The sequence below is a fragment of the Gemmata obscuriglobus genome (assembly GCF_008065095.1).
GTDB classification, from domain to species: Bacteria; Planctomycetota; Planctomycetia; order Gemmatales; family Gemmataceae; genus Gemmata; species Gemmata obscuriglobus.
This window is the reverse complement of sequence record NZ_CP042911.1, coordinates 7,579,959-7,606,655: the sequence shown is the minus strand read 5'-3', so window position 1 is coordinate 7,606,655 and position 26,697 is coordinate 7,579,959. Positions and strand designations below refer to the sequence as shown.

Genomic DNA, 26,697 nt, shown 5'->3' with positions numbered 1-26,697 from the left:
CCATCATCGAATGAGCGATGCGTCACAAGTCAGCCGGCGGTGTCAGGTGCAGCGCCGGGTTCGGCCCGCGGCCGCCATTGCTTGAGCTGTCGCTCATGCTCCTCAGCCTTAACTCGGCAGAGGGTAAACGCCTCGTCCAGCGACTCCACGCACAGACCCGCATACTCGTCCCGCAACAGTGACCGGAGTGCATCACGACAACCGTCCCCAACCACGATGGCGAGCGGCCACTGGAGCTTGGTCACCCCATCGCGCCCGATCTGAGTGACCCACGCCATGTTGTCTCCCCAGCGGTACACGAGCTCACGGAAGTCGAGGACGGTACACCGTGACCACCACGCCTCCCGGGCGGCTGCGGACGCGGCGAGGATGTACTTGGCGTCCGGCGTGCCCTCGGACCCATCGCGATAGGAGCCGAAGTAGCGAACGACGAGGAACTCGGGAGGTTGGAACTGCGGGCCATCGACGACCGCCACTTCGTGCCGCAAAGCGGAGAGGTCCGAATAGGTCACCGTTCTCAGCCGGACGTTCCCCATCCGCGCCCTCTTCCTGCCGAACGAACAGCTCACCTGCACCGCGAGGTCCCGGGCCGCGATGCGTTCCGAATCAGCGGGCGGTGTCAGGTGCAGCGCCGGGTTCGGCCTCGGGCCACTTCGCGCCGATGAACGCTTGACCGCCCAACTCGACCCGTGTAACCGACAGCGGGTAACGCTGCCCACAAGGCATGCAAAGCGACACCAGCACCTCCGCTCGAGTGATCTCGACGTCGCCGTTTGCACACACCTGCTCTTCGTGCCGTTCGATGGTCACCACCGAATCGCACCTGCGGATTGCTGCGCCGCACAGCGAGCAGTGATCGTAAAGAGGCAGGCTCGCTTCGCTGCTACCCATCCGCTGCGCCCTCTGGTTGCCGAACATAAAGCTCACCTGCACCGCCATCACCGGATGAGCGGTGCGTCCCAGAACAGATGGCGGTGTCAGGTGCAGCGCCGGGTTCGGCTTCTGCGCTGGGATGTGCGGTTCCGCGGAGCCCGCGCCCGCGTCGCGGTTCCGCGGAGCCACCACCGACCCGCACCACCGTGCCGCGGCACACCGGGGGCCACCCACCACCGCACCTCGCGGCGGTGAGCCGCGCCAGACACCCACGGGCCACACGCGGAGCACCACCGACCCGCACCACCGTGTCCCACGGCACCACCAGCCACGCCCACCCGCACCTCGCGGCGGCGAGCCGCGCCCGTCCCGATCGGCACCACGCGGAGCACGGCACGCGGGGTTCACCCATGCGGACCACACGCCCACCACCGCCGCCCGCGCGATCGAGCGCCCTCGGGTGGCCGAACGAACAGCTCACCTGCACCGCCATCATACCGTCAGCGATGCGTCCCAGACTAGCGGGCGGTGTCAGGTGCAGCGCCGGGTTCGGCTCGCTTACCACCGCGGTTCGGGGCGACACGCCGAGCGCCGCGCCTCCGCGGAGCCCGTGCCACCGATGCGGGCGGGCGGAGCACCACCGACCCCGCGCGCCGTGTCGCGGCACGCCGGAGACCACCCACCACCGCAACTCGCGGCGGTGAGCCGCGCCCGCCACCCACGGGCCACACGCGGAGCACCACCGAGCCGACCCGTCGTGTCCCCACCCGCATCCGGCCACGCCCAACCGCACCTCGCGGCGACGAGCCGCGCCCGCCCCGATTGGCACCACGCGAAGCCCGACACGCGGGGTTCACCCACGCGGACCACACGCTCACCGCCGCCGCACGCGCGATCAAGCGACCTCTGGGTGCCGAACAAATAGCTCACCGGCCGCGCACGCCGCGACACGGTCTACCGAGTGCGTAGTTTACAGCGGTCCGGTGCAGCGCCGGGTTCGGCGGGCCTTTACTCGGCAGGCGGCTCCCGCCCGGCCGCGACCTCGTCGATAGTGGCGTTGACCCGCCACGCTGCGTCCAAGTCGCAAGCTCGGAGCTGCGGCGGCACATGCCCCCGGCCGCGGATCCGGGCGACGAGCGCGTCGGGCAACCGCAGCCCGTGCCGCTCGACGTAGTGCGCCAGCGTGTGCGGCCAGAGCCACTCCCCATCCCACCGCCAGGTCGCATTGTCGGTCAGCGACTCGCCGCACAGCGAACATGGGCAGTAGCTCGGCTGCGTGGACCAGCACACCGGCGTCTGCCGCAGGTACTCCAGCAGTTCCGCTCGGTCCGCCACCTGCCAGGACGCATCGAGGAGACGACCGAGGGACGGGAACACATCGTCCTGCGTGGACTCCCAGCAGAAGAAGCCGAACCATCGGTGGGGCCAGTCCCGCCACAGGTCTGCCACCGCCTAAGCCCTCTCTTGCCGAACATAAAGCTCACCTGCACCGCCATCACACGATGAGCGATGCGCCCCGGATCAGCGGGCGGTGTCAGGTGCAGCGCCGGGTTCGGCTCGCTCACGTCCGCGCCGCGCATCCGCGGGAGCCCGCCCACCGGTGCGTGCGAGCGGAGCCACCACCGACCCCACGCGCCGTGTCGCGGCACGCCGGAGGCCACCCACCACCGACACCCGCGGCGATGAGCCGCGCCGACCACCGGCGGGCGCCCCGTGGAGCACCACCGACACGCACCACCGTGTCCCCACGCATCACCGGCCACGCCCAACCGCACCTCGCGGCGGCGAGCCGCGCCACACACCCACGGGCACCACGCGGAGCACCACACGCGGGCGTCACCTTCGCGGACCACACGCACACCGCCGCACGCGCCCTCATGCACGCGATGGTTGCCGAACATACAGCTCACCTGCACCGCCATCACCGGATGAGCGGTGCGTTCCGAATCAGATGGCGGTGTCAGGTGCAGCGCCGGGTTCGGCTCGCCTTGCTCGGGACTGAATCGGCCGCGCCCCGTCAGCAGAGCCGCCAAATGAGGCAAGCGACACCGCCGGTCAACGTTACGCCGGGTTAGGACTCTGCTTGGCTCCACTCAGCCAGCGCCGCCCCGGCACGCCGCAACTCCGCCCGCACGACGCTCAGCGTGGCGTCCGTTTGCCAGCAGCAGGCGTCGTCGGAGGTCGAGCCCATGTACACGCCGAGCAGCACCCGGCCGTCGTCCCCGGCCTCGGCCCGTAGGGTAAAGTCCTCCCCGCTCGCCGTCCACTGCCGCTCGCGGCCGGCGGCGACACCCGCCGCCGATATGAGGAAGTCGCCGAGCTGTCCCATCCCAGGGAAGGCGGGCTCGGCGTCGGGATCAACGGACACGGCGGCCTCGAACGCCGTTCCGCGGAGCCACGCCACCAGTACGCCCGGCAGGTCTGGGTCGGGCGACAGCGACAGCGACATACCCGCCGCCTCAGCGATAGTGACGACCGCCACGAGCACCTCCGGGTGCCTTTGGTGCCGAACAATAAGCTCACCTGACCGGCTGGCGACACCCGTCACCGACAGAGACGTGCAGGAAGCACTACAAAACAAAGCGCGCGGCCGGGTCAGGTGCAGCGCCTGGTTCGGCCTGTCAGCGCCGCGGTTGCTTGGTCCTGTCCCGAGCGCCGTCGCGCTGACGCTTATACACCACCACCTGCCGCCCTTCCCCGGGGCTCAAGTCACCCGCCTTGCCTTTATCACCGACAGAGTAGCAAAGCGTAAGCACGTCTCCTTCGACCTTGAATGCGTACTGCACCTTCTGCTTCGTGTCGGATGTCTCCAAGTCCCACGGGTTGCGGTCTTCGACCGTCAGCCGCAGGAATCCGTCCTCGACCTTAAACGTACCGGACGCGACGTTCCGCTTTCCCTCAAGTCGGATGAATTTATCCCCATCGAGCAGGGCCAGCGACCGCCCGGCGAGCGGATACGCTTCCGCACCTTGCGGGGTCATCAGGAGGTCCGGCACCCAGATTCCCTCCAGCCGCTTCAGGGTGAGCTGCCGATCGATCTTCTCAATCGCTTCGGCTGTCTGGGCGTTCGCCTCAGAACTGATGAGCAGGAGCAGCGCCAAGACGGCCAAGATGGATCGTGCGTTCACGGTTTCGGCCTCCGAAGATACAGGAGAACAACGGGTGACATGGGAAGAACACTGGATGCGACTCGGCGTTTGTGGCCGAACAATGAGCTCACCTGCACCGCCATCATACAGTGAGCATCGCAACGGTGGCCGATGGCGGTGTCAGGTGCAGCGCCGGGTTCGGCTCGATGCCCTCGGCGGTTCCGGGCGCGCTCAGTGCCGCGCATCTGCGGATGCCCGGGCCACCGGTGCGACCGGGCGGAGCGCTACCGACCCGATGCGCCGTGTCGCGGCCCATCGGAGGCCGGCACCAACCGCACCTCGCGGCGATGAGCCGCGCCGGCCACCCACGGGCACCACGCGGAACACCACCGATCCGACCCGCCGTGTCCCCACCCACACCGGGCCACGCCCACCGCACCTCGCGGCGGCGAGCCGCGCCAGACCCGACCGGCACCACGCGGAGCCCGACCCGCGGGGTTCACCCACGCGGGCCACACGCACACCGCCGCACGGGCGCTCCAGCACGCTCGGGTGGCCGAACAGAAAGCTCACCTGCACCGCCAGGATGGAGTGAGCGACACAACGGCGGCTGATGGCGGTGTCAGGTGCAGCGCCGGGTTCGGCTCGCTCGCCTCCGCGGTTCCGGGCGACACGCCGAGCTTGGCGCATCCGCGGAACCCGCGGCACCGGTGCGGCCGAGCGGAGCCCCACCGACTCGAATCGCCGTGTCGCGGCCCACCGGTGGCCACCCATCACCGCACCTCGCGGCGACGAGCCGCGCCCGCCCTGACGCGCGCCACGCGGAGCACCACCGACCCGAACCGCCGTGTCCCCACCCGCACCCCGGCCACGCCCAACCACACCTCGCGGCGACGAGCCGCGCCCGCCCCGACCGGCACCACGCGGAGCCACCACCGACGCGTGGGCGTCACCTTCGCGGACCACACGCCCACCACCGCACGCGCGATCCAGAACGCGAAGGTGGCCGAACCAGTGTTTAGTGTGCGAGGCTTCGCACAATAACACGGGACTATTTCACCCGGTGCACCGCGCGCCGGGGACCGAACTCCTGACCGGGCTTGTCGTTACCGTGTGAAGGGCATCTTCACAATATGCGCAATAACACGGTAACGGCCCGTGCGAAACTTCGACTCGCCCTTCACGGCTCGCACAATAACACGGTAACGGCTCGCGCGAACGGGAAGAGCACTTCGATACTTCGCCCGGTAACAATTGCCCCGCTTGTGCGAGCCGACGCGTTCTTCCGCGCCGTCCGAGCCGACACGCTCAGAAGTGTACCCACGTCGTCGCCTGCGCTCAAGACCCTCATTTCTTTTCGGTCGAGTGCCCGCGCGCCCGTTCGTCCGTCTCGTTCCGCCGGCATCTCAGCCGTCGCGCCGCTCGCAATTTCATCCGGGCAACCCCTTCTCGCACACTGGGCTCGTCAGGTGCGGGCGCCCGCACCTCCGCTCCGTCCGCCGAGGGCCTCGACCGTGCCGAACCTGAAAGCGATCCTCCTGGCCGTGCTGAAACGTGCCGCGTGCCTGTTCGTGCGCTCGCGCCTCGACGGCGCGGTGCCGTCCCCGAGCACCTTCACGCCCCCGCCCGTCATCACGCCGACCGTGGGCCGGGTGGTGTGGTTCTTCCCGGCGGGCCGGTTGCCGAGCGATCAGCCGCTGCCGGCGCTCGTCGCCCACGTGTGGAGCGACACGGTGGTGAACCTCGCGGTCTTCGACGCGAGCGGCAACCCGGTCCCGAACCCGCCCACGTCGGTGCCGCTGCTCTCCGCGGGCAGCGTGCCTCCGGGCGGCGGGGCGTACTGCACCTGGATGCCGTACCAGCAGGGCCAGGCCGCCAAGACCGAGGCACTCGCGAAGCAGCTGGCGGCGCGGTCGTGAACCCGAATCCGCCCACGTCCGACCCGGACCGGCGGGCGGACCCGTGGGGCCGCGACGACGGCCGGCACGATTACGACGTGATCCCGAGGGGCGGGCTGTGGGAGTGAACCCCGAGAAGCTGTTCAGCGGCCTCGACCTGGGCAAGGCCGCGGACTTCAGCGTCCTGGCCACGGTCGGGCGCCGCAAGCTCGACAAGCCCGTCGCGAAGCGGCGGTTCTCGTACTCCGTCCGGTGGCTGCAGAGCTGGGACCTGGGCACGCGGTACACCGCGACCCGGCCCGGCGAGCGGTCCGTGATCGGCGACGTGAAGGCGCTGTACGAGCAGCCGGCGCTGACGTGGACGACGCTCGCGGCGGACTACACCGGCGTCGGCATGGCGGTGATCGAGCAGGTCATGGCGGCCCGGGTGAAGGCCCGGTTGCACCCCGTGTGCATCACCGCCGGGCACTCGATCAGCACTCCCGACGAGACCAAGGACCGCTCCTGGCACGTTCCCAAGAAGGAGCTGGTCTCCACGCTGGTCGTGCTGCTGGAGAACGAGCTGCTCAAGTGGCAGGCCCCAAACACCCGGGGGGCGCTGCCCCTGATCGGGCGGTTCGAGAAGGAGCTGCAAGCGTTCCGCGAGCACGTCACCAAGTCGAAGAACGTGACCTTCGGGGCCGAGCAGAGCCAGCACGACGACATCGTGATGGCCGTTGCGCTGTGCTGCTGGCTGGCGGAGCACAGCGGGGGCGGGGACGCGGCCGGAATCGGCGTGCCCGACGAGCGAGACGCGAGCGCGATCGGCGGGGCGCCCGCCGGTGTGTTCGCCAGCGGGAACGGGTTGTGAGGGCAAGGGGAGAAGGTTCAGACGGCGGTGCCAGGTGCAGCGCCGGGTTCTGCCCTCGGGCTGTGCGTGTGCAACCCGTAATATCGACACACTCCTAGCTCAGCGTCTAAGCGCTACTAACGCCTCGGCACATCAACGAATACCAGCGTGCGTCCTCCGTAGGGCAACTCGACACGCAACCGCTTGCTCGATGGCGGAATATCATCAAGGGGAATAAAGAGGTCTCCACTTTTGTTGGGATCGATCCGGTTGCCGGAGAACGTCCCGTACCACTGGCGATTGAGCGGCGGTCGCAGCGGATGGTCACGAGCGCCGGCTGCGTAAAAGACGTTTCGGTATTCGTCGGTAATCCGAGCCGGTTCAGGATGCTCATCCCACGACGGCAAGTAATGGACCTTGCCCGCGTGTCTGTTCGCGACCTTGATCGCCAGCACGAGCCCGGAATCTGTCTTCGCGATCTCCTTCACGCTGATCACAAGCCCCTCGTCCTCGAACGACTCGCCGGCTTTAATTTCGCGCGCGGAGTCTTTCTGCTCGTGATTCTTGCCCTTGTTGCAACCTGCGGCGAGTAATCCAACCGCTATAATGTACAAAAGGCGATTCATGCGCTACGCCCCTTGGGGTATCTGGTAGCCGAACGAACATACAGCTCACCTGCCCGGCCGGGATTGCTACCAAGGCTAACCAAAACGTGGGGAGCAGCGGTAAACAGACTACATGGCGGTGTCAGGTGCAGCGCCGGGTTCGGCTTCCGCGCCCACCGTGGCGCATCCGCGGAGCCCGCGCCACCATCGCGCATCCGCAGAGCCACCGCGACACGTCGGTATGAGTGCGGCCCCCGTATCTTACCGCACGGCCGCGGGGCGATCAGACACCTCACCGGTTGGCCTTACGGCGCTCCCGTTGTCTTAAAGGTCTGGACCGTCAACCCATTGACACGCCATTTTCCGTCGGTCTGTTTGTTCAGTGTGGTGCTGAACTGTGCGATTGCCTTCCGTGAGCCTCTCTGACCGATCAGAATTTTACCGGTAACCCGTGCTTCGTCCCCCGCAGGCGACAGTTGACTGCGGCGGGCGACGGGATATGCTCCCGCGTCCGCAAGTCCGGCCTTCCAGGTTGCTGGCCAAATAACCTGCTTAAGCCCAGAGAATTCGTCCTCGGGGTAAAACAACTTCGATGATTGCTTGAGTCGCTGGCGAAACTCGCCGGTTGCCGACGCAAGTGCCTCCTTGAAGTTCTCGGCAAGTGCGGCATCAAGGAAGTGAGTTGCCACCTCTCGTACCCACAGCTCTTCGAGTTCCCGGTTCTCGCGAACGTTCGGAACCGCCACCAGTACGACGACCGCACAAGCTACGACATACACCCTGGCGCCCTCCGTGGCCGAACAAATAGCTCACCTGCACCGCCCGCCCCGATGAGCGGTGCGTCCCAAACCCGATGGCGGTGTCAGGTGCAGCGCCGGGTTCGGCGTGCCTTGACAAACCGGACGGGCTGAACTGCCCGAGACAGGCCCAATTACCACCGCGCACACCGCGACGCGGGCTACGAACCACGCACTTCTGCAGCGGTCCAGTGCCGTGATGATCTACCTACGATCCGCGGATTCGCGGCGCGTATGCTCATCACTTCTGCCACGGCTTCGGCGCGCGGCCGTCGGCCTCGCCGGATGGCAACCGGCTCCCGCCTGCCGATGTATCCGGAACGCGATCACCGTTGGCGTCATCAGGCTTGCTCAACCGCTCTCCCTGAAGCCAAGCCAGCCCCCACCCGGACAGGGACAGGCTCACAAAGCACAGGAAGATGAAGATGCTCCAGGGCATCGGGTCATCGGGGTCTGGGGCGACGAACTTCGTATTGATCGTGTAGGCAATCAGGGCGATGCCTGCGAACAGCGGCACGATTCCGAACGATCGCTGGTAGATGCTCATTCAAACCTCAAGGAACCGTGCCACGCCGCAGGCGACAACTCCTCGCGCGGCGCGCCGGGTGCCCTTCTGTGGCCGAACGACTAAGCTCAGCAGCCCCGCCTCAGGGAGCCGAGCGTTAGAAACAACCTATGAGGCGGGGTCTGCTGCAGCGCCTGGTTCGGCCTCGGCGCTACAAGTCCCAGCCACCGAACTCAACGGGGCGGAAGTCGTGGTACAAGACCCCGAGACCGTGCTCCCGATCCCACTCGCAGTTGAAGCTCAGCTCGAACTCGACCGCCGACTGGGTGCGGGCGAACCACTTGATGTACACCTCCGGCCCGTCGATGAGCGGCCACACCTGGGACGGCTCGGTCAGTTTCGGCGGGCCGGACCCGGGGATCGGCCCGTCCGGCCCGTAGGCACAGTAGGTGCCGTCCACGTCCTCTTGGTAGTAGTCGAACAGCGCCCGCTCGAACCCCGGCCGGATGTCCTCGGTGTGGCCGAGGAGCGCGCGGACGGTCTCGACCTGCCGAGCCTCCATCACCCCGTCGTGGCAGGTGAGGTGGATGTCCAACTCGGCACCCCAGCACGGCACGAACGCAGTGCCGGACCACCCCAGGTCGTCCTGCGAGAGGTTGGGGAGCAGCTTCCGGGCCTCGTCCACCACCGCACCCATCCGCGATGCCCTCTGCGGCCGAACAGAAAGCTCACCTGCACCGCCATCACACGATGAGCGGTGCGTCCCAGATCAGCGGGCGGTGTCAGGTGCAGCGCCGGGTTCGGCTCGATGCCCTCGGCGGTTCCGGGCGATACGCCGAGCGCCGCGCATCCGCGGAGGCCGCGCCACCAGTGCGGGCGGGCGGAGCACCACCGACTCCGCACGCCGTGTCGCCACACATCGGGGGCCGCCCACCACCGCACCTCGCGGCGATGAGCCGCGCCGACCACCCACGGGCACTACGCGGAGCACCACCGACCCCCAATCACCGTGTCCGCACCCGCGCCCGGCCACGACCAACCGCACCTCGCGGCGATGAGCCGCGACACACACCCACGGGCGCCACGCGGAGCGCCACACGCGGGGTTCACCCGCGCGGATCACACGCCCAGCACCACACGCGCCCTCACGCGCGCGATGGTTGCCGAACATAAAGCTCACCTGCACCGCCATCACACGATGAGCGATGCGTCCCGGATCAGATGGCGGTGTCAGGTGCAGCGCCGGGTTCGGCTTCTGCGCGGGCCGTTGCGGTTCCGCGGAGCCCGCGCTCGTACCGCGCATCCGCGGAGCCACCACCGCCCCTGCGCGCCGTGCCGCGGCACACCGGTGGCCGCCCACCACCGCCACCCGCGGCGATGAGCCGCGCCCACCACCGGCGGGCACCACGCGGAGCACCACCGACCCGCACCACCGTGTCGCCGCACATCACGGACCATGCCCAACCGCACCTCGCGGCGGCGAGCCGCGCCAGACCCGATCGGCACCACGCGGAGCACGACGCGCGAGGTACACCCACGCGGACCACACGCACACCACCGCACGCGCGATCAAGCGCCCTTCTGGGTGCCGAACAAATAGCTCACCTGCACCGCCACCACCGGATGAGCAGTGCGTCCCGAATCAGCCGGCGGTGTCAGGTGCAGCGCCGGGTTCGGCTCGCGGACCACCGCGGTTCCGGGTCGCACGCCGAGCACCGCGGCTCCGCGGAGCACGTGCCACCGATGCGGGCGGGCGGAGCACCACCGACCCCGCGCGCCGTGTCCCGGCCCACCGGTGGCCACCCACCACCGCACCTCGCGGCGACGAGCCGCGCCAGCCCCGATCGGCACCACGCGGAGCGCCACCGACTCGCACCACCGTGTCCCGACGCACTGCCCGCCACGCCCAACCGCACCTCGCGGCGATGAGCCGCGCCGGCCCCGAACGGCACCACGCGGAGCACCACCGCCCCGAACTACCGTGTCCCACGATACCGCCGGCCACGCCCACCGCAAGCTCGCGGCGGCGAGCCGCGCCAGACCCGATCGGCACCACGCGGAGCCCGACGCGCGAGGTTCACCCACGCGGACCACACCGTCAGCGCCGCCGCACGCGCGCTCCTGCACGCGATGGTTGCCGAACATAAAGCTCACCTGCACCGCCATCATCGGATGAGCGGAGCGTCGCAGTCTAGCGGGCGGTGTCAGGTGCAGCGCCGGGTTCGGCGTGCCTTTACTCGTGGTACGGCGACCGGAACGGCTCGGGGAACAGGCCGAGTTGCCGGGCGTCCGCAACCGCGCCCGGGCACGCCACCGGCACCCCGACGTACATGTAGTAGTCGTACCCGACGTGGACGAATGCCCCCGCGCCCTCCAGCCGGCACCAGAACTCCGCCCGCAGCAACCGCCGGACGACACCGCCCGCCTCGGCCAGCCCGAGCGACGACCCGTCCGCGAACGGCAGCGGCACGCGGGCGTGGTTCTCCAGCCCGGCCACGGACAGCGCCTCGACGCCTGCCTCCCGTAAGAACGCGATGGCGGCAGCGACGTAGGCATCCTCGACCCGCCGATACTCGGCTTCGGTGAGGACCACCCCGCCGAACGCTTGGCCGATGTCGCTGACGGCGATCCACTCGTCCCGCGTGTACGCCCCGCGGCTATCGCGGTGGGCCGGGTCGTACTTCGTCACCCGGAACTCGAACACTGCGAGCGCCTCTCTTGCCGAACAACAAGCTCACCGGCCGCGGTGTGAGCGACACGGTCGTGAAATCACCGCTTATACAGCGGTCCGGTGCAGCGCCGGGTTCGGCTGTGATGTCTCAGCCGTCCGTGACGCCCGGCAACAGTTCAAAGCCGTTCCGCCACCGGCCGTCGGGGAAAACCTCGATCACGATCCGCATCCCAGGGAACGGAGCTCCGCCGCGCTCATAGCACCGCACGAGGTCGCAAGTGGCCGCGTGGAGATCCTTACCTGGCGTGTCCGACCACTCGTCCGGAAAATCGGGGCAGATGATCGTGTAGACCAACTCCCGCCCGGCCTCACCGTCACGGCTCCGGATCTCGCAGCGAATGAGTTTGAAGTGCTCCGGCGTGTATTTTACCAACTCGTGGGCAACTCGCGTCAGCGCCGCTGTCCAGCGAGGGTCGGCCAGCGAATCCAGTGGGTTCATGCGACTCCCCCCATCCGCGTGCCTCCGGGCCGAACATACAGCTCACCTGCACCGCCCGTCCCGATGAGCGATGCCTCCCGAATCAGCCGGCGGTGTCAGGTGCAGCGCCGGGTTCGGCTTCTGCGCCCACCGTCGCGGTTCCGCGGAGCCCGCGCCCGCGCCGCGCATCCGCGGAGCCACCACCGACCCGCACCACCGTGCCGCGGCACACCGGTGGCCGCCCACCACCGACACCCGCGGCGGTGAGCCGCGCCCGCCAACCACGGGCACCACGCGGAGCACCACCGATCCGATGCACCGCCGACCACGCCCAACCGGACCTCGCGGCGATGAGCCGCGCCACACACCGGCGGGCACCACGCGGAGCCCGACACCGGAGTTCACCCACGCGGACCACACGCCCACCACCGCCGCACGCGCGATCCAGCGCCCTCGGGTTGCCGAATGTGGAGCTCACCTGCTCGCGCGCCCTGGAGGGGGCGATCCCCGAGTTCTGCATGCGCGAGTCTGGTGCAGCGGAGGGTTCGGCCCCGCGCCCCACCACGCCGAACATGGGCTGCCCGTGAAGGTGAGCTCCACATTCGGCCCCGCTCATGCAGCCCGGCAGATGAGCTACACCGATCCGCTCGCGCCTCGGGGGTGGGCGCGGGTCGGGCCAGCCACTTGGGATGGGGGGCTGGCTACCCTATCGACATCGCGCCCACCCCCGTGGGTCTCGGCGCGGGGCCGAACGATCAAGCTCACCTGCACCGCCCCCTCCCAGGGAGCGGTGCGTCGGAAACCACCTGGCGGTGTCAGGTGCAGCGCCGGGTTCGGCTGCCTTGCGCCGGGACCACGGATGCCGCGACACATCGGCGGAGCTGCCGCACGACACGAACTACACCGCCGGGTCCGGTGCCCCGCCCGGTTCGGCGTGCCTTTGCTCGGCAAGGCGCTCGATGCTGCGGACGCCGAGAAGCATCTTTTGCCGGGCCGAGGCGTTGGCCGTGTGGACGGTGATGGTCGGCGGAACGAACCCGCGGACGGCCACCGCCTCCTCGAGCCACAGGATGACCGCGTACCCGGTGCCCCGAGCGTCGTCCCCGAGGTCGTGGTCGAGGCTCAGCTCCGTGACCCGGCCGGTCTCCAGCAGCCGGATGGCCTCGTCCGGCCAGCGGACGGTCACCCAGCCGGGCGGGGTGGGACGCTCGTCGTCCAGATACACCTTCACGACGCGCAAGCCCTCTGGTGCCGAACATAAAGCTCACCTGCACCGCCATCATACAGTCAGCAATGCGTCACAAACTAGCGGGCGGTGTCAGGTGCAGCGCCGGGTTCGGCTTCTGCGCGGGCAGTTGCGATTCCGCGGAGCCCGCGCTCGTACCGCGCATCCGCGGAGCCACCACCGCCGACCCGCGCTACCGTGTCCCGGCCCACCGGAGGCCGGCACCAACCGCACCTCGCGGCGACGAGCCGCGCCCGCAACCACCGGCACCACGCGGAGCCCGACATACGGGCTTTACCACCGCGGACCACACGCCCACGCGCCGCACGCGCGCTCCTGCACGCGATGGTTGCCGAACCAGTGTTTAGTGTGCGAGGCTTCGCGCAATAACACGGGATGATTTCACCCAGCGCACCGCGCGCCGGGGACCGAACTCCTGACCGGCCTTATCGTTACCGTGTGAAGGGCGTCTTCACAATATGCGCAATAACACGGTAATGGGCCGTGCGAAACTTCGACTCGCCCCTTCACGGCTCGCACAATAACACGGTAACGGCCCGTGCGAACGGGAAGAGCACTTCGATGCTGCGCCCGGTAACAATTGCCCCACTCGTGCGAGCCGACGCGTTCTTCCGCGCCGCCCGAGCCGGCACGCCCAGAAGTGTACCGGCGTCGTCGCCTGCGCTCAAGACCCTCATTTCTTTTCGGTCGAGTGCCCGCGCGCCCGTTCGTCCGTATTGTTCCGCTGGCACCTCACCCGTCGAACCGCGCGCAATTTCATCCGGGCAACCCGCTCCCGCACACTGAAGGCACTTCCTTCCAGCGTTTCCGGGCGCGGCGCCCGCGCGCACCTCATTCGGAGCGGGTCATGGCGGTGTCGATCAGGCGGGAGAAGGGCGGGCTGGTGCACTACGCGGTGAGCCTGGACGCGAAGCTGTCGAGCGACGGCAGCGGGGTCCAGGTCGTCACCGGCACCGGGCAGGTGACCGAGTGGAGCCCGGACGCGGGCAAGGCCGGGCGGTTCCCGGACGCGCTCGGGCAGCACGCCGCCCGGCACGACAACGGCCGGGCCAACGCGGGCACCGTCACGTTCACGGACGAGCGCGGCCGGGTGCTGGCCGCGGTGGACGGCGCGGCCGCCCCGGAGCCGGACGAGACCGAGCTGCAGGAGCTCCGCGCCGAGCGGGACGAGTTCCGACGGCAGGCGCGCGTGCTGAGCGAGGAGGTCGAGCGGCTCCGCGCCGAGGCGGCACAGCAGAAGACGTATGCCGACACGGCCGCCCAGGTGGACGAGGGGCGGCGCAAGGAGATCGCGGACCTGACCAGGAAGGTGGCCGAACTGGAGAAGCAACTGGCGGCCAAGCCCGCCGAGAAGCCGGGCAAGTAGCCGCACCCGGCCGAGCCGCACCCCTCTCATCCGCCGCGAGGCCCTCCCGTGCCGTCCGTCCTGTCCCGCCTCGCGAGCCTGTTCCCCGCGTACCGCCGCACCTACGCCCCGGCCGTGGCCACGCCCGAGGAGCGGGCCGCCCGCATCATCTCCGCGGCCAAGGCCCAGATCGAGCAGTCCCGCCGGCGGCCGCGCCCGTCGTCGGACGAGAAGGTGCCGGTCAACTACAGCGGCGGGATCGCCGGCAAGGTGTGGTTCCACCCGTACCTGGACTCGGGCACCCGGGACACGCCCGAGATCCGCGCCGCCATGCGGCTCATGCGCCGCAGCCCGTGGGTCGCGACGGCCTGGGAGCCGGCGATCCTGACGGTCGCGGCCGAGGACTGGCAGGTGCAGGCGTCGGAGCCGGGGAACCCGGAGAGCGAGGAGCAGGCGGACGCGTTCAAGGCGATGATCGAGGACTACCTGGCGGGCGGCATCATCTCGGTCGTGCGGGCCGTCTGCGCCCCGCTCGGGAGCGAGGGGCACTCGCTCGCCGAGCCCGTCTGGAACCCCGGCCGGCAGGGGAAGCTCGCGAAGCACATCGTCTGCACCAAGCTGTCGGCCAAGGACACCGACGACACGTGCGGCGACGTGCGGCTGGGCGGGGACCCCTTCGGCAACGTCAAGTGGGTGCAGGCCCGGCGCGCGCCGGAGCAGCCCGCGTACCCCATTGAGGACTTCGTGTTCAGCCGGTACATGACGGTGTTCGACGAGCCGCTCGGGCTCGCCGCGTACCGCCCGGCGTACGGCGCGTGGTGGATGCTGGACACGGTGGACAAGCTCCGCGTGATCCACCACGAGAAGCGCATGGCCGGCATGCTCATGGGCACGTACCAGAGCGACGACGACAAGCCGGCCCTGGAGGACGCGCTGCGGAAGGCCAAGAGCGCCACCTGGATCGCCGTGCCCGAGGGGGTGCGGATCGAGGCGATCAACCTGTCGGCCGCCTCGGAGCCGGACTACAAGAGCTTCGCCGAGAGCAAGCGGGACGAGGTGGTCAGCGGGATCACGTTCGCCACGCTCCAGAGCCTGGTGAGCGCCGCCCCCGAGCTGCGCGGGGACTCGAAGGTCCAGAAGTCGATCGCCGACCTGGTGCCGTGGCTCCTGATGGCGCTGGTGACGGACGCGGTCAACAAGCAGCTGGCCCCCAAGTTCGTCGACTTCAACTACCCGTACCCGGCCGGCGGGGCGTACCCCAAGCTCACGTTCGGGGCCGCCAGCAACCAGGAGCTGCTCGAGCTGCTCCAGGTGGTGCAGGGGGCGCAGGCGATCGGGTTCACCGGCCCGAACGCGCTGTCCAAGAAGCACTACGCGAAGGCGTTCAGCCTCCAGCTCGCGGACCCGAACGACCCCGACGACGCCCTCCAGCTGCCCGGCCCAAGCGCCGACCCGATGGGCGGCATGGGCATGGGCGGCATGGGGATGGGTGGCGAATTCCCGCCCGATCCATCAATGGGCGACCCCGCGCTGCTCCCGCCCGGCGACCCGTCCGCCGGCGGTGGCGCGGCGGTGCCGTTCGCGGAACAGCGGGTGCACGTGTTCGGGTGGGACGACTGGAAGCAGACCAACACGCCCGCCGGCCCGCGCATGGTGAGCGCCAGCGGGAAGCGGTCGCTCACACTCGAGTCGTTCCAGCGGCTCAGCTCCCGGACCCGCGCGGGCGGCGCCCTGCCCAAGGCCCGCGCCGCCGGCCCGGCGGCCCCGGTGCGGGCGCCCGCACCGCCCCCGGCGCCCGCCGCGCCGAAGCCCCCGGCCGCGCCGAAACCGCCGAACCCCCCGACCGCACCGGCCGCGCCCGCTGCTCCCGCCCCTGCTGCCCCCGCGCCGAAGACCGCGCGGGGCACGCTCGCCGCCCGGCGGGCCGCGGCCGCGGCGGGGCGGGGCGCGAAGGCCGCCGCCCGGCGGGCCGGGGACGCGGCCGCGCTCGGGCTGGCCGGCGGCTCGTCCACGGTCCAGGGCGCGGGGTGGGCCGCCGAGAAGCTGGGGCAGGCGATCCGCCGGGTGCCGCTGCTCGACTCCGTCGGCGCGCCCCTCGAGCGGTTCGGCAAGGCCCTCAAGGACGAGGCCCGCTCGATCGCCATCCAGGCCATGATCCGCGGGCAGAAGGGCGCGGCCACCCGGAAGGCGGTCAAGCGGGTGCTCAAGGCCGCGGCCCCGGACTTCTACCGCAACTACAAGATCCACGGGCTGGGCAAGGCGCTGGTGATGGAGGCCGGCACCCTGGCCCTGTCGTTCACCCTCGGCACCGCGGCCGTCGGCGGGGCGCTGGCCCTGGCCGGGCTGGCCGGGGCGCCGGGCGTCGCGGGGCTGGCCATCGGCACCGCCGCGGGCAAGGGCCTGACCGCGACCGCGCTGCTCGGGGCCGGGGCGAAAACGTACCTGTCCGGGGCCGTGTCCGGGCTCATCCGCAAGGCCGTCCAGGCGCCGTTCTACGGCCGCTGGAACAACCTCCGCGGGACGCGCGGGGCCGGCACCGCGGTGCGCAAAGCGGACGCGGCGATGGAGGCCCGCCGCGCCCAGGAGCTCGGCACCAACAGCGGCGGGCTCCTGAGCCGTGCGAAGCGCGCGCTCCTGCTCAAGACCCGCGGGCCGAAGGCGGTGGCCCGCGCGGAGGCCCGGGCCAAGTTGAAGGCCGCCCGGGCGGGGATGGTGGCGGGGCCGAGCGCGGCCGTGGGCGCCGCCCGCAACGCGAACAACCGGGCCGGCGGGCGGGACTTCTACCGCGGCCCGGGGCAGGCGTCGCAGCGGAAGTTCTTCGCCGAGGCCGCGGGCGACGACCCGCTCGGGTTCGTGGTCGCGTTCCGCGAGCAGGCGGAGCGCGCCCTCGGGCACCCGATCGACCTGACCGACGAGCAGCTCGCGGCGCTGCTGGCGGACCTGCTCGAGTACCTGGACGAGGCGACCGCCGCGGCGCTCGACGAGGACGCGCCCGCGCAGGCCGAATCGTTCGCCGACCGGGCGGAAGGCCTCGGGCTGGCGTGGGACGTGTTCGGGTGGCAGCCGGCGCGGACCCGGTCCGGGGGCGTGAAGGCCGTCGGTACCGCGGAGCATCAGGGGCAGGTTCTTTATGGGGACAGGGCCCGGGCCGCGCTCGAGCGCCAGGCCGGCGTGGGCCGCCGGGCCACGGCCCCGCGGACCCTGACGTTCGAGACCGTCGGCCCGCGCGGCGGGGTGAAGCGCACGGTCGAGCGGGGCGTGAGCCCGGAGCGGGCGCGCGAGGTGGTCGCGCAGCAGGCCCGCCGGGACGCCCAGGACGGCCCGCCCGACCCCCGCACGCCGCGGCTCGTGAAGATCAACCGGACCCGGATCCGCAAGGCCGTCACCGCGCAGGCCGCCGAACTCGCCCCGGCCGCCGCCCGGGCGGGGAGCGACCCCGCCGCGGCCGCGAAGGTGGCCGACGCCGGGAAGCAGGCGGTGACGCACGCCGCGGCCGAGTTGAAGAAGCTCGGGCCGCTCCCGGAGGTGGTGCGGCCGGTCATCCGCTCCACGTGGCTCGACGCCGCCCGGGGCATGCCCAAGGGCCAGCGCAAAGAAGTGGGCAACCTCCTGGAGGACACGCTCGGCCGGGACGTGGACGCGGCCGGCGACCTCGCGCTCAAGCTCGGCGGGTATTTGGCCAAGCTGCCCGCCGGCGGGGCGAAGCTGGTGGTCGGGGCGCTGGGGCGGTTCGCCGGCGGGCTGGTGCGGGCGGCGGTCAAGGCCCCCCGGACCGTCCGGCGGCTGGCCGGCGAGGTGGTGGGCGACGTCGTTCGCGCCGGCGCCCACGACCGGCAGACCGCCTCGAACCTGATCTCCGGGGCCGCCGGGGCGGTGACCGCGGCGGGCCGGGCCGCGCTGGCCGTGCCCCGCACCCTGGCCGGGCACGCGGCCGACGCCGCCGTGTCCACCGCCGTCGGCACGGGCCAGGGGCTGCTGGCGCTCGCCCGCGAAACCCTGCGCCTCACCCCGAAGGCGGTCCGGGCCGGCTGGGGCGCGGCCAAATGGCTGGCGAACTCGCGCCTCGGGCGGGCGGCCCGGCCGTTCCTGTGGTGGGGCGCGGCGCTGGTGGGCGGGGCCGCCGTGATGGCCGCGCCGGTGCTGGCCGCCGGGGCCGGGCTGATCCCGCCGCTGGCCGGGTTCCTCGCCGCCCCCGCGGCGGTCGCGGGCACCGTGTACCTGGGCCGCAAGATCGGGCGCAAGGCCGCCGACGCCGGGATGCGGGCCACCGGGAACGACGAGGTGGTGCCCCACTCCGAGCGGGTGCACGCGTTCGCGTGGCACGAGTGGACCCGGCAGGGCGACCGGATGGTGTCGCCGAGCGGGAAGCGGTCCCTGACCCTGGACGCGTTCCAGAAGCTCAGCGCGCGCCGCGGCGGCACCCCGGCTCCGGGGGCCGTCGCGGCGGGGGCACCGGGCCGGTCGCCGTTCGCGCCGCCGGCGAGCCCGCAGCCCGGGCGGGTGTACCAGGTCGCGCCCGGCCGGGTGGCGGTGGACCCGGGCCGGTTCCAGTTCAAGCTGAACACCAACGCCCGGGGCGTCGGCGCCGAGCTCGCGCACGTGACCACGTTCGACCCGGAGCTGGCGGGCGTGCTGGCGGTCTGGAAGGACCCGGCCGACGGGAAGACGTACGTGGTGAACGGGCACCACCGGCTCGACCTCGCGAACCGCACCGGCGCCCGCGACGTGAGCGTCCGGTACGTGACCGCCCGGACCGCCGCGGAGGCCCGGGCCAAGGGGGCGCTGATCAACATCGCCGAGGGCCGGGGCACCGCGGTGGACGCGGCCAAGTTCCTGCGCGACACGGGGCGCTCGGCCGCGGACCTCGCGGCCGCCGGGATCTCGCTCAAGGGGCAGGTGGCGCGCGACGCCGCCGACCTGGTGAAGCTCGCCCCGGATCTGTTCCGCCAGGTGGCCCACGGGTCCCTCGACCCGGACCGGGCGGCCGCGGTGGCCCGGCACCTGGACGACCACCTGGACCAGCAGCGGCTCCTGTCGGCGCTGGTCAAGCAGGAGGAGCGGACCGGGCGGGCGGCCGGCCCGCGGGTGGTCGAGGCGATGGCCCAGGAGATGCGCGACGCCCCGAAGGTGAGCCGCACGCAGGAGTCGCTGTTCGGCCCGATCGAGCAGGACGAGAGCGTCTACTTCCACCGGGCCGAGCTCAAGGCGTACGTGCGGGCCGAGCTGGCGAAGGAGGCCAAGGACTTCCGCCTCGGGGCCAGCGTGCGCCGCGCCCAGGCCCTCGAGTCGGTGGCCGGCAACCGGCTCGCCACCGAGCAGAACCGCACGATCGCCGACAAGGCGGACGCGGCCCTCGACGACTTCGACCGCGGCGCCCGGCTCAAGGGGCCGCTCTCCGACCTCCTGAACGAGTACGCGGTGCACTATGCCGACGCCACCAACGCCGGGCGCTCCCAGCTCCGGGCCAAGACCCTCGCCGCAGTGCGAAACGTGCTATCCGGCAACGACCCCGGAGCAGCTCCGGTCGTGGCGAAGCGAGGTCCGGGGCTTTTTGACTGAGCCCGCGCCGCTCGCGCGGTTCGCGGAGGGGGACGCGTTCGCCCCGGCCGGACCGGACGGCGCCCGCGCCGCGCAGCTCCTGGCCCGCGCCCGGGCCGACGGGGCCGAGGTGTTCGCCACGGCCAGCGAGTCGGCGGTGCGGCGGCTGCTCACCTCCGGGGACCCGCTCGGGGCGCCGGTGCTGTTCGACGACGCCGAGCTGGGGCAGATCGCCGAGGCCCTGGCGCGGTGCGTGGCCAGCGCCGACCTGATGGGCCGCGCGCGGATCCGCCGGCGGGCCGAGATGGCCGAGCGGGTGGCGTTCGCGGACGCCGGCACCGACGACCCGTTCCACGACTTCACCGACGCGGTCCCGGTGCTGGAGCCCACGACCGCGCTCGAGTACTTCCGCCGCCTCGTGCCGACGCTGGGCGGGGGGACGGCGCGGTACGGCGCCAAGCTCGACCGGCACGCGTTCACGCTCGCGGTGGCCAGCGATCAGACGGTGCTGGAGAAGGTCAAGGCGGCGATCCTGAAGCAGCTGCAAACGGGCGCCAGCGCGGTGCCGGACGTCGAGCAGGTCCTCGACGACGCCGGCGTGTCGGTGGCGAACCCGCAGTACGCGGACATGGTGGTGCGGACCAACGTGCTCGACGCGTACAACCAGGGCGCCCAGGACGAGATCGCGGACCCGGACATGCGGGAGCGGTTCCCGGCCTGGGAGTACTTGGGGGTCCTCGACGACCGGACCGGCGACGACCACCGCCCCAAGATCGGCAAGTACTTCCCGTCGAGTGTCCCGTTCGCCGAGGTGCGCGGCTCGCGGGTGTGGAACTGCCGGTGCAGCTTCGCCCCGGTTAGCAAGCACCTGATGGGCGTGGTCCGCGTGGAAAGGAGCTGGTAAGCGACTTATCCAAATTTAAGTACCAGCCTCACAAGCTCTTCGCTCATGCGGTAAATAGGTACATTTTTCGGGGTCACGTCGGTCAGGTAGCCTTGGTTTTCCAAGATGTCAATCTGGCCGCGGAGGTTGGAATGATCCTCTTCGTAGTAGACAAATCGAGGCTTATCTGAGCCGCCGAGGGCGTGGCGGCGGCTCATGACGAAAAACTCTCGCACGAACTTGCCTTCTTTGCTCTCCAGGTCTTTCTTCATCTCTGCAAAAAGCGCGGGCATCTGCTCTTTGATTTTGAGGAAGCTTGGGCTTTGGGCACCTGCGCGTTTACGAATCGCCTCGAAGCCCTCTGCCGTAACATGCAAAAGCTCGCGATCGGATCGTTCAAGCCAGCGGCATTGCAAGAGGAGACGGATCGAGTCGCGGATCAGCGCGGCTTGTTGGGTGTCGAAACCGCTATCAAACGGCGTCCCAGCTGCCATGGCCACAACGCCACCATCGTACTCGCTCAATTGGACTGGGCCATTGCCGTCTATCGCATGCTGAAGAATCTCCCAGGCCAAAGGCGGTAGCAGCGGATTAACCGGAACTCGGTTGACGAAAGCAATCGTGTGAGGAGTTGCGTCAGGGCGGCATAGGAGAACAGGCGTATCCTCCTCGGGAATTCCTTCTAGCATCAGTTCCGTTTTGCCCTGCTCGAAAGCTTGCCCGACGGAAAGGCCAAATGCCAGAGAGCCATAAAAGCGTGAAGCGAATGCTATCGCTGCATTGTCCCCAATTTCGGCGTTCATTCCAATGGTGCATTCGACTTCTCGACTTAGGGCGTGTGCTTGCGCGTCGGAGTGGCAGGCGTTGAGGACGACCAGTTGTACACTGCTACCCGCGCTTCTGAAAAGACTCACAAGTGCTGCGGCAGTTACAGGCTTAGTCGTCCCATCATCGCTCTTGAGGGCAAGTTCAGCAGTACGGCTACCGTGCCCGCTGAAATGGACTATGTGAGGGCGTACTTCGTTAAAAGCCTGAATCAAGTCGCTGGGCCGCACCCCCCAGCGTGAGACAAGGTCGAAGTTACTGCTGAAGTCAGCAGATCGGATTTTGCCCTGAATTGCTCTAATTTCTTCGTCCAGCTGCAACTGTGTCAGGTCCGACGGATTTGCTGCTAGGAAGAGTATTTTGACTTTTTCTGACATAGCCTCTGCTTTGCAGTGGTGGTTCGCGCGGTGGTGCGGTCGCGCAATGGGTTAGGCACCGTGAGTACACGCGGCAGTCAAAAGCAAAGGATTAGACCAGCGCAGTATAAGGTGCGCCAAGGTGCGATGTCTGCCGCAAACTAGCTCGGTATCCGGGCAACCCGGCCCGTTAACTTGGGTGCCATGAGCCGCACCGCATACCCGCTGCTCCGCGCCGCGCACCTGCTCGTCCACTGCTTCGCGGTGGAGTGGCAGCAGATCGACGGCGGCAAGTGGCGCTCGGCCGGCGGCCGGGTGCTGTCGAACGACGCCTACCAGCGGCACCAACAGCGGGTCGGCAACCGCGCCGCGAAGGGGGCCGCGAAAAAGGCCCCGGCGCCACAGGGCGCGGCGCCGAAGCCTTCCGCCTCCGAGCCCGCGCCCGCCGGCTGGCCCACGGGAACGGCCGCCTGGGCGGCGCCGGCCGCGGGCGGCGCGGCCGCCGGCCCCCGGGCCATCGCCGCCCCCGCGAAGAGGAAGAAGAAAACGCGGTCCGGGGACCCGTCCGCCGCGGCGAACCGGGCCGCGTACGACCGGGTCCGGGCGGGCGGCCAGAGGCTCGGGCCGTACGCCGCGGACGTCGACTACACCCGCCCCATCAGGCCGCCCGTGAAGGCCCCGCCGTTGCCCGGCAGCCAGAAGCTGCCGGACCCGACGCCCGCGGAGAGCGCGTACATCACCGCCCAGCACGGCCGGGACCGGCAGCGGTTCGGCGCGAAGGTGGCCGACTTCCTGAAGAAGGCCACGGCCGGGGCGGTCGGGATCCTCGCCGGGCTGAACGGGATGGCGTGGGGCGCGATCGCCGGCACCGCCCTGGGCGGCCCGCTCGGGCTCGCGCTCGGCACCGCCCTCGGGGGCGGGCTCGGCGGGAAGCTCGGGGCCTGGGGCGGCAAGAAGATCCTCAAGGCGGCCAAGCGACCCACCAAACGGGGGAAACCGGCCGGGTTCGCCGAAGCCCCGCCGGCGGACCTCGACCCGGTGCCGCTCATCAAGGCCCGGATCCGCGCCCTGCTCGCGCGCCAGGGCAAGCCGTCGGACATCCCGATCGACGACGAGACCATCCTGGCCGCCCTCGCACTGGCCGCCCAGGACGACGACACGCGGGAGCGGGCCGCGGCCCTCGCCCGGATGGCCGAACCGGTCCGGGACCTGGTGGGCGCTTCGCGGAGGGTGTGCCGTGCCTGACCTGACCGACCTGCTCGCGCTCCGGGCCTGCGCCGCGGGCGTGTGGGACGCGTTCGCCGGGTTCGACGACTGGCAGCAGAAGGGCGACCGCATGGTCTCGCCCAGTGGGAAGCGCACGCTCACGCTGGCGGTGTTCCAGAAGCTGAAGGGCCGCAAGAAAGGCGAGAAGCGGCCCGCGGCGACGGGGCCGAAGGCGCCCGCGGCCGGGAAGGGCGGTCCCAAACCTGGCGAGCAGGAGCGCATCCTGACGATGAAGGCCAAGGTCGCGCGCGACTCGCACGACGCCGCGGTCCGGGCGAAGCTCCCGGCCGCCGAGCTCGAGCCGCTCCGCAAGCGCGCCGAGGCCGCCGAGGCGGAACTGAAGGCCGGGCCGAAGCCGTCGCCCACGCTCCCGGTCGCGAGCCTGCCCGCGGTCCCGAAGGAGGTACCGGCGCCCGCACCCCCGCCCAAACCGAAACCCGCCCCGCCGGCGAAACCGAAGTCGCCGACGGCGGCGCCGGAGTTCGACCCGAAGAAGAAGGTCGCGGACCCGCACGCGGTGGTGCGCCAACCGCCTCGCACCGGACCGGCGCCCAAGGGGCCGGCCGCCAACCGCGCCGGCGCCGCGGCCGCGAAGGTGAAAGCGGCCGCGACCGCGACGGGGGCGCCCGCGGTCCCGCCCCGGGCCGACGGCAGCCCGAATCTGCCCGCGCTGAAGAAGAGCGTGGACGCCGGGATCACCACCGGCCGCGCGCTGGGGTGGAACTACGAGACCACCGCGGCCCGGGCGGCCCTGAAAGCCGCGGAAAAGCAGATCGACGATTACGCGCGGAAGTTCCCGCGGAAGCTGGCCCCGCTGGCGCGCGAGGTGACGGGCGAGGCCCCGGACTCGACCCAGGACGCGGTGAAGAAGCTCAAGGCCTGGGTGGGCGAGACGCTCGACCTGCTCGACCCGGGCGCGCGGCAGAAGGGCCGCACGGCCCACATGAGCGAACGGGCCGTGGTCGCGGAACTGCGCGGGCGCTTGGCAGGCGTGCGGGCGCTGTGCCGGGCGCTGGCGGGCTGATCTCACGGTCGGCGCCGCGGTTAGTCGCATCGCGACGACAGCTGTCGAGGTGCGGTCGCCCTTGAGGTCGAGACCGCCGTTTGACTCGGTACGACCCTCACTTGGGTTTGACCCGCTCGTAAGTGTACATCACCTCGCCCTCGGCTTCCGTTTTGAACTCCGTCGGTCGGTCCCCGCCGGCACGGAACACGGCCTTCATCTGATCGCCGTTCAACTCATAAATGCCCTTATCGGTGCGGCCCCGGGCGTTCGTCACGTCGATCCATTTCGGCTTCTTCGTTGGGTCGAGCGCGATCGTTGTCTTCAGCGGCGGCAGCCCCGAGTTGGGGTCCGAAATGGAGGACTTCCCGTCCGCGGTGTACACGACAACCGACTTCGATTTGACCGCCTTTCCGCCGCTCTCGGCTTTGACGACCTTCCACTCACCTTCCAGCAATTTGAGTTCGTCCTTCACGGCCTTCGGCTGCTCTTCGCCCAAGGAAACGCAGGTGGTGAAGAGCGCCGCGAGCACGCAGAAACAAAGCCGGTTCATCAGAGCCCTCACGTGGTGGGTGGTGCTTCGGGTCCGAGGACGCAATGGCGATTTAGTTAGAGCAAACGAAGGAGTGATGAGAGCCGACGCGTTGCCGCACCGATTGGTGCGGCCCAACTCTTTTTTGGTCTTCTTTCATCCGGGCAACCCTCCCGCGCACAGTGGGGGCATGCCCGGCGCCGCCACCCAGCCCCGCACCGCGACCCAGCCCCGCTACTACATGCTCCGCGACGTGAACCTGTTCGCGTCGGGGGTGTACCGCGGCCGGCGCTGGTTCCCGCACTGGGTGCGGAACATGGCCGAGGCCGGGCGCAAGCTCGGCCCGGGCGGCGCGAAGCTGCACACCCCGCCGGCGGCCCCCGGGCACGAGGACGACGAGGGGTGGCGCGAGTTCGTGCCGACCGACGAGCCCGCGGCCGGGTGGGTCGACCCGAACAGCCTGCGGGCCGTCCCCGACCCGCAGCACGCGGGGCACGTGATCCTCAAGGGGAACGTGGTCAACGTGCCCGAGGCGATGGCCCGGAAGATCGAGAGCGGCGAGTACCGGTACGGCTCGGCCGAGATCTACGACTCGTTCCTCGACGACTTCGGGAACACGCACGGCAAGGTGCTGCGCAAGTTCAGCTACCTCGGCGGCGAGGTGCCCCAGGTGAAGCGCCTGGGGCCGCTGCCGAAGCCCGAGCCGATGCCCGCGCCGCTGCGGTTCGGCGAGCGCGCCGGGGTGCGGATCCGGGAGCACACCGTCCGGGGCCGCCGCGGCGCCCTGATCACCTTCGCGGAGACGAGCAGAATGGACCGCCAGTCGATGATCGCCGCGATCCAGGCGGCCATGCCCGGGATCAGCCAGTCCACCCTCGACGCGATGACCGACGAGGCCCTCGCGGACCTGGTCAAGAACCTCCCCACCGGGGCCGCGACGCCGACCCCGGCGCCGAACCCCGCCCCCGCGCCGGCCACCGGAATGTTCGCCGAGCCGTCGCGCGAGGAGATGATCGCCGCCCTGGTGGACGAGGGGGAGGACGCGGCCGAGCTCGAGGGGATGAGCGACGAGGAGCTCGGCGCCCTGTACGAGGAAGTGATCGGCGAGGGGACCGAGACCGAGGGCACCGAGGGCGAGGGCGAGGAACCGGTCGAGACGATGGCGGACCCGGCGGCCGTGACCCGCGAGGAGATGATCGCGGACCTGGTGGCGCAGGGCCAGGACGCGGCCGCGCTCGACGCCATGCCCGACGACCAGCTCCGCGCCCTGTACGCCCAGCTCACCGCCGACCCGGCCGCACCGCCCGCGGCCCCCGCGCCGGCCCCGGCGGCCGTCCCGATGAGCGAGCCGCGGCGCAAACCCAGGCCCAAACCCGCCACCCGCAGGGGCGTCACCGTGAACAGCGAACTCGCGATCAAGGCGAAGCGGCTGAACGCCGCGTTGGACAACGAGCTGAGCCGGCTCCGCGTCAGCAACGAGCGGCGGAAGCGCGACGACGCGACGAAGTTCTGCGACCAGCTCGTCTCCGAGGGCCGGGCCACCCCGGCCCAGGTGACGGCCGCGTACCTGCCGCTCCTGCTCGGGCTCGACGACACCCGGGCCGTCCACCGGTTCACCGAGAACGGCCGGACCCGCAACCTCACCGCCTACGAGGCCCGCAAGGCCCAGCTCGCGCAGATGCCGGTGACGGTCCGGTTCGGCGAGCGGTTCGCCGCCGGCCCGGCCGAGGCCAAGGACCGGGCGGCCGCAGAGGTGCGCAAGGTCGAGCGGTTCGCCGAGGCGCAGGGCGAGGCCCTGCGCAAGCACGGCACCGACCCGAAGAAGCTGGTGGCGACCGCCAAGAGCATGGCCGAGCGGGACCCGGCGTTCACCGCCGCCAAGCTGATCGGCGCCGACGCCGCCGCGATGGTCCACTGACCCCGCCGGGTGCGGGCGCCCGCACCCGCACCGACCCGAC

Annotated in this window: 24 protein-coding genes; 8 read left to right on the top strand and 16 right to left on the bottom strand. The window is 70.6% G+C overall.

Annotated features, from left to right (window positions below; all coding sequences use genetic code 11):
* Positions 1-29: 29 nt before the first annotated feature.
* The 6 genes from GobsT_RS31395 to GobsT_RS39090 form a co-directional block, all read right to left on the bottom strand.
* Positions 30-536, bottom strand: a complete 507-nt coding sequence (locus GobsT_RS31395; protein ID WP_010053216.1) for a hypothetical protein — start codon at positions 534-536, stop codon at positions 30-32.
* Positions 537-606: 70 nt separating this feature from the next.
* The gene (locus tag GobsT_RS40105; protein ID WP_232068434.1) at positions 607-1,062 is read right to left on the bottom strand and encodes a hypothetical protein; all 456 of its coding nucleotides are present in this window, start codon (positions 1,060-1,062) and stop codon (positions 607-609) included.
* Between the two features lie 819 nt (positions 1,063-1,881).
* Positions 1,882-2,322: a hypothetical protein gene (locus tag GobsT_RS38360; protein ID WP_010036124.1), complete on the bottom strand. Its 441-nt coding sequence runs from the start codon at positions 2,320-2,322 to the stop codon at positions 1,882-1,884.
* Positions 2,323-2,944: 622 nt separating this feature from the next.
* Positions 2,945-3,355, bottom strand: a complete 411-nt coding sequence (locus GobsT_RS31370) for a hypothetical protein (protein ID WP_010038094.1) — start codon at positions 3,353-3,355, stop codon at positions 2,945-2,947.
* Between the two features lie 139 nt (positions 3,356-3,494).
* Complete coding sequence (locus tag GobsT_RS31365; RefSeq protein WP_010047112.1) at positions 3,495-4,001, bottom strand: hypothetical protein; 507 nt, start codon at positions 3,999-4,001, stop codon at positions 3,495-3,497.
* A 734-nt stretch (positions 4,002-4,735) separates the two neighbouring features.
* Complete coding sequence (locus tag GobsT_RS39090; protein WP_197905096.1) at positions 4,736-4,930, bottom strand: hypothetical protein; 195 nt, start codon at positions 4,928-4,930, stop codon at positions 4,736-4,738.
* Positions 4,931-5,476: 546 nt separating this feature from the next.
* Here GobsT_RS39090 and GobsT_RS31350 point away from each other — a divergent pair.
* The gene (locus tag GobsT_RS31350; protein WP_010047114.1) at positions 5,477-5,881 is read left to right on the top strand and encodes a hypothetical protein; all 405 of its coding nucleotides are present in this window, start codon (positions 5,477-5,479) and stop codon (positions 5,879-5,881) included.
* Positions 5,882-5,978: 97 nt separating this feature from the next.
* Entirely contained in the window at positions 5,979-6,710 is a 732-nt protein-coding gene (locus tag GobsT_RS31345) for a hypothetical protein (RefSeq protein ID WP_010047117.1), read from the top strand.
* A 116-nt stretch (positions 6,711-6,826) separates the two neighbouring features.
* Here the strand turns inward: GobsT_RS31345 and GobsT_RS31340 are convergent, their stop codons facing one another.
* From GobsT_RS31340 to GobsT_RS31285, 8 genes are all read right to left on the bottom strand, one after another.
* Complete coding sequence (locus tag GobsT_RS31340) at positions 6,827-7,315, bottom strand: hypothetical protein (RefSeq protein ID WP_010047119.1); 489 nt, start codon at positions 7,313-7,315, stop codon at positions 6,827-6,829.
* Between the two features lie 284 nt (positions 7,316-7,599).
* Positions 7,600-8,073: a hypothetical protein gene (locus GobsT_RS31330; RefSeq protein ID WP_157506947.1), complete on the bottom strand. Its 474-nt coding sequence runs from the start codon at positions 8,071-8,073 to the stop codon at positions 7,600-7,602.
* Positions 8,074-8,332: 259 nt separating this feature from the next.
* Positions 8,333-8,638 (bottom strand): hypothetical protein, encoded by a 306-nt coding sequence (locus tag GobsT_RS31325; protein ID WP_010047123.1) that lies wholly within the window; start codon positions 8,636-8,638, stop codon positions 8,333-8,335.
* Positions 8,639-8,807: 169 nt separating this feature from the next.
* The gene (locus tag GobsT_RS31320; RefSeq protein ID WP_010047124.1) at positions 8,808-9,293 is read right to left on the bottom strand and encodes a DUF6985 domain-containing protein; all 486 of its coding nucleotides are present in this window, start codon (positions 9,291-9,293) and stop codon (positions 8,808-8,810) included.
* 872 nt (positions 9,294-10,165) lie between these two features.
* Positions 10,166-10,303 (bottom strand): hypothetical protein, encoded by a 138-nt coding sequence (locus GobsT_RS38350; RefSeq protein ID WP_162542118.1) that lies wholly within the window; start codon positions 10,301-10,303, stop codon positions 10,166-10,168.
* A gap of 526 nt (positions 10,304-10,829) precedes the next feature.
* Positions 10,830-11,300 carry a hypothetical protein gene (locus GobsT_RS31305; RefSeq protein ID WP_010047126.1) on the bottom strand — a complete coding sequence of 157 codons (471 nt, stop codon included), beginning with the start codon at positions 11,298-11,300 and terminating at the stop codon, positions 10,830-10,832.
* A gap of 115 nt (positions 11,301-11,415) precedes the next feature.
* Complete coding sequence (locus GobsT_RS31300; protein ID WP_010047127.1) at positions 11,416-11,766, bottom strand: hypothetical protein; 351 nt, start codon at positions 11,764-11,766, stop codon at positions 11,416-11,418.
* A gap of 877 nt (positions 11,767-12,643) precedes the next feature.
* The gene (locus tag GobsT_RS31285) at positions 12,644-12,976 is read right to left on the bottom strand and encodes a cyclic-phosphate processing receiver domain-containing protein (RefSeq protein WP_010042858.1); all 333 of its coding nucleotides are present in this window, start codon (positions 12,974-12,976) and stop codon (positions 12,644-12,646) included.
* Between the two features lie 862 nt (positions 12,977-13,838).
* On the opposite strand from GobsT_RS31285, the gene GobsT_RS31275 reads away from it, so the two are divergent.
* Genes GobsT_RS31275 through GobsT_RS31265 form a run of 3 tightly spaced genes read left to right on the top strand, consistent with a single transcriptional unit; the run spans position 13,839 to position 20,778 of the window.
* A complete protein-coding gene (locus tag GobsT_RS31275) occupies positions 13,839-14,357 on the top strand; it encodes a hypothetical protein (protein ID WP_010042860.1) in 519 nt (172 codons plus the stop codon).
* Positions 14,358-14,405: 48 nt separating this feature from the next.
* The gene (locus GobsT_RS39085) at positions 14,406-19,895 is read left to right on the top strand and encodes a phage portal protein family protein (protein WP_109570747.1); all 5,490 of its coding nucleotides are present in this window, start codon (positions 14,406-14,408) and stop codon (positions 19,893-19,895) included.
* Positions 19,888-20,778, top strand: coding sequence for a phage head morphogenesis protein (locus GobsT_RS31265; protein ID WP_010042864.1), 891 nt, complete (start codon positions 19,888-19,890; stop codon positions 20,776-20,778). Before GobsT_RS39085 ends, GobsT_RS31265 begins: the two co-directional genes overlap by 8 nt.
* A 5-nt stretch (positions 20,779-20,783) precedes the next feature.
* Here GobsT_RS31265 and GobsT_RS31260 read toward each other — a convergent pair whose 3' ends face one another.
* Positions 20,784-21,959 (bottom strand): CHAT domain-containing protein, encoded by a 1,176-nt coding sequence (locus GobsT_RS31260; protein WP_071529300.1) that lies wholly within the window; start codon positions 21,957-21,959, stop codon positions 20,784-20,786.
* Positions 21,960-22,142: 183 nt separating this feature from the next.
* Between GobsT_RS31260 and GobsT_RS31255 the strand changes: the two genes are divergently transcribed.
* Both GobsT_RS31255 and GobsT_RS31250 read left to right on the top strand, forming a co-directional pair.
* Entirely contained in the window at positions 22,143-23,183 is a 1,041-nt protein-coding gene (locus GobsT_RS31255; RefSeq protein WP_010042868.1) for a hypothetical protein, read from the top strand.
* On the top strand, positions 23,176-24,228 hold the full coding sequence (locus GobsT_RS31250; RefSeq protein ID WP_010042870.1) for a hypothetical protein: 1,053 nt from the start codon (positions 23,176-23,178) through the stop codon (positions 24,226-24,228). The genes GobsT_RS31255 and GobsT_RS31250 overlap by 8 nt, the downstream gene beginning before the upstream one ends.
* Before the next feature lie 97 nt (positions 24,229-24,325).
* Here the strand turns inward: GobsT_RS31250 and GobsT_RS31245 are convergent, their stop codons facing one another.
* Positions 24,326-24,760 (bottom strand): TIGR03067 domain-containing protein, encoded by a 435-nt coding sequence (locus GobsT_RS31245; protein ID WP_010042873.1) that lies wholly within the window; start codon positions 24,758-24,760, stop codon positions 24,326-24,328.
* Between the two features lie 169 nt (positions 24,761-24,929).
* Between GobsT_RS31245 and GobsT_RS31240 the strand changes: the two genes are divergently transcribed.
* Positions 24,930-26,657 (top strand): hypothetical protein, encoded by a 1,728-nt coding sequence (locus tag GobsT_RS31240; RefSeq protein ID WP_010042875.1) that lies wholly within the window; start codon positions 24,930-24,932, stop codon positions 26,655-26,657.
* Positions 26,658-26,697: the final 40 nt, after the last annotated feature.

What these genes read in the sequence shown, in the direction of transcription:
- GobsT_RS31325 (WP_010047123.1), bottom strand. Translation starts at nt 8,638, where the DNA reads ATGAGCATCTACCAGCGATCGTTCGGAATCGTGCCGCTGTTCGCAGGC.
- GobsT_RS31340 (WP_010047119.1), bottom strand. Translation starts at nt 7,315, where the DNA reads ATGAATCGCCTTTTGTACATTATAGCGGTTGGATTACTCGCCGCAGGT.
- GobsT_RS31255 (WP_010042868.1), top strand. Translation starts at nt 22,143, where the DNA reads ATGAGCCGCACCGCATACCCGCTGCTCCGCGCCGCGCACCTGCTCGTC.
- GobsT_RS31260 (WP_071529300.1), bottom strand. Translation starts at nt 21,959, where the DNA reads ATGTCAGAAAAAGTCAAAATACTCTTCCTAGCAGCAAATCCGTCGGAC.
- GobsT_RS31275 (WP_010042860.1), top strand. Translation starts at nt 13,839, where the DNA reads ATGGCGGTGTCGATCAGGCGGGAGAAGGGCGGGCTGGTGCACTACGCG.
- GobsT_RS31320 (WP_010047124.1), bottom strand. Translation starts at nt 9,293, where the DNA reads ATGGGTGCGGTGGTGGACGAGGCCCGGAAGCTGCTCCCCAACCTCTCG.
- GobsT_RS31395 (WP_010053216.1), bottom strand. Translation starts at nt 536, where the DNA reads ATGGGGAACGTCCGGCTGAGAACGGTGACCTATTCGGACCTCTCCGCT.
- GobsT_RS31245 (WP_010042873.1), bottom strand. Translation starts at nt 24,760, where the DNA reads ATGAACCGGCTTTGTTTCTGCGTGCTCGCGGCGCTCTTCACCACCTGC.
- GobsT_RS31300 (WP_010047127.1), bottom strand. Translation starts at nt 11,766, where the DNA reads ATGAACCCACTGGATTCGCTGGCCGACCCTCGCTGGACAGCGGCGCTG.
- GobsT_RS31240 (WP_010042875.1), top strand. Translation starts at nt 24,930, where the DNA reads ATGCCCGGCGCCGCCACCCAGCCCCGCACCGCGACCCAGCCCCGCTAC.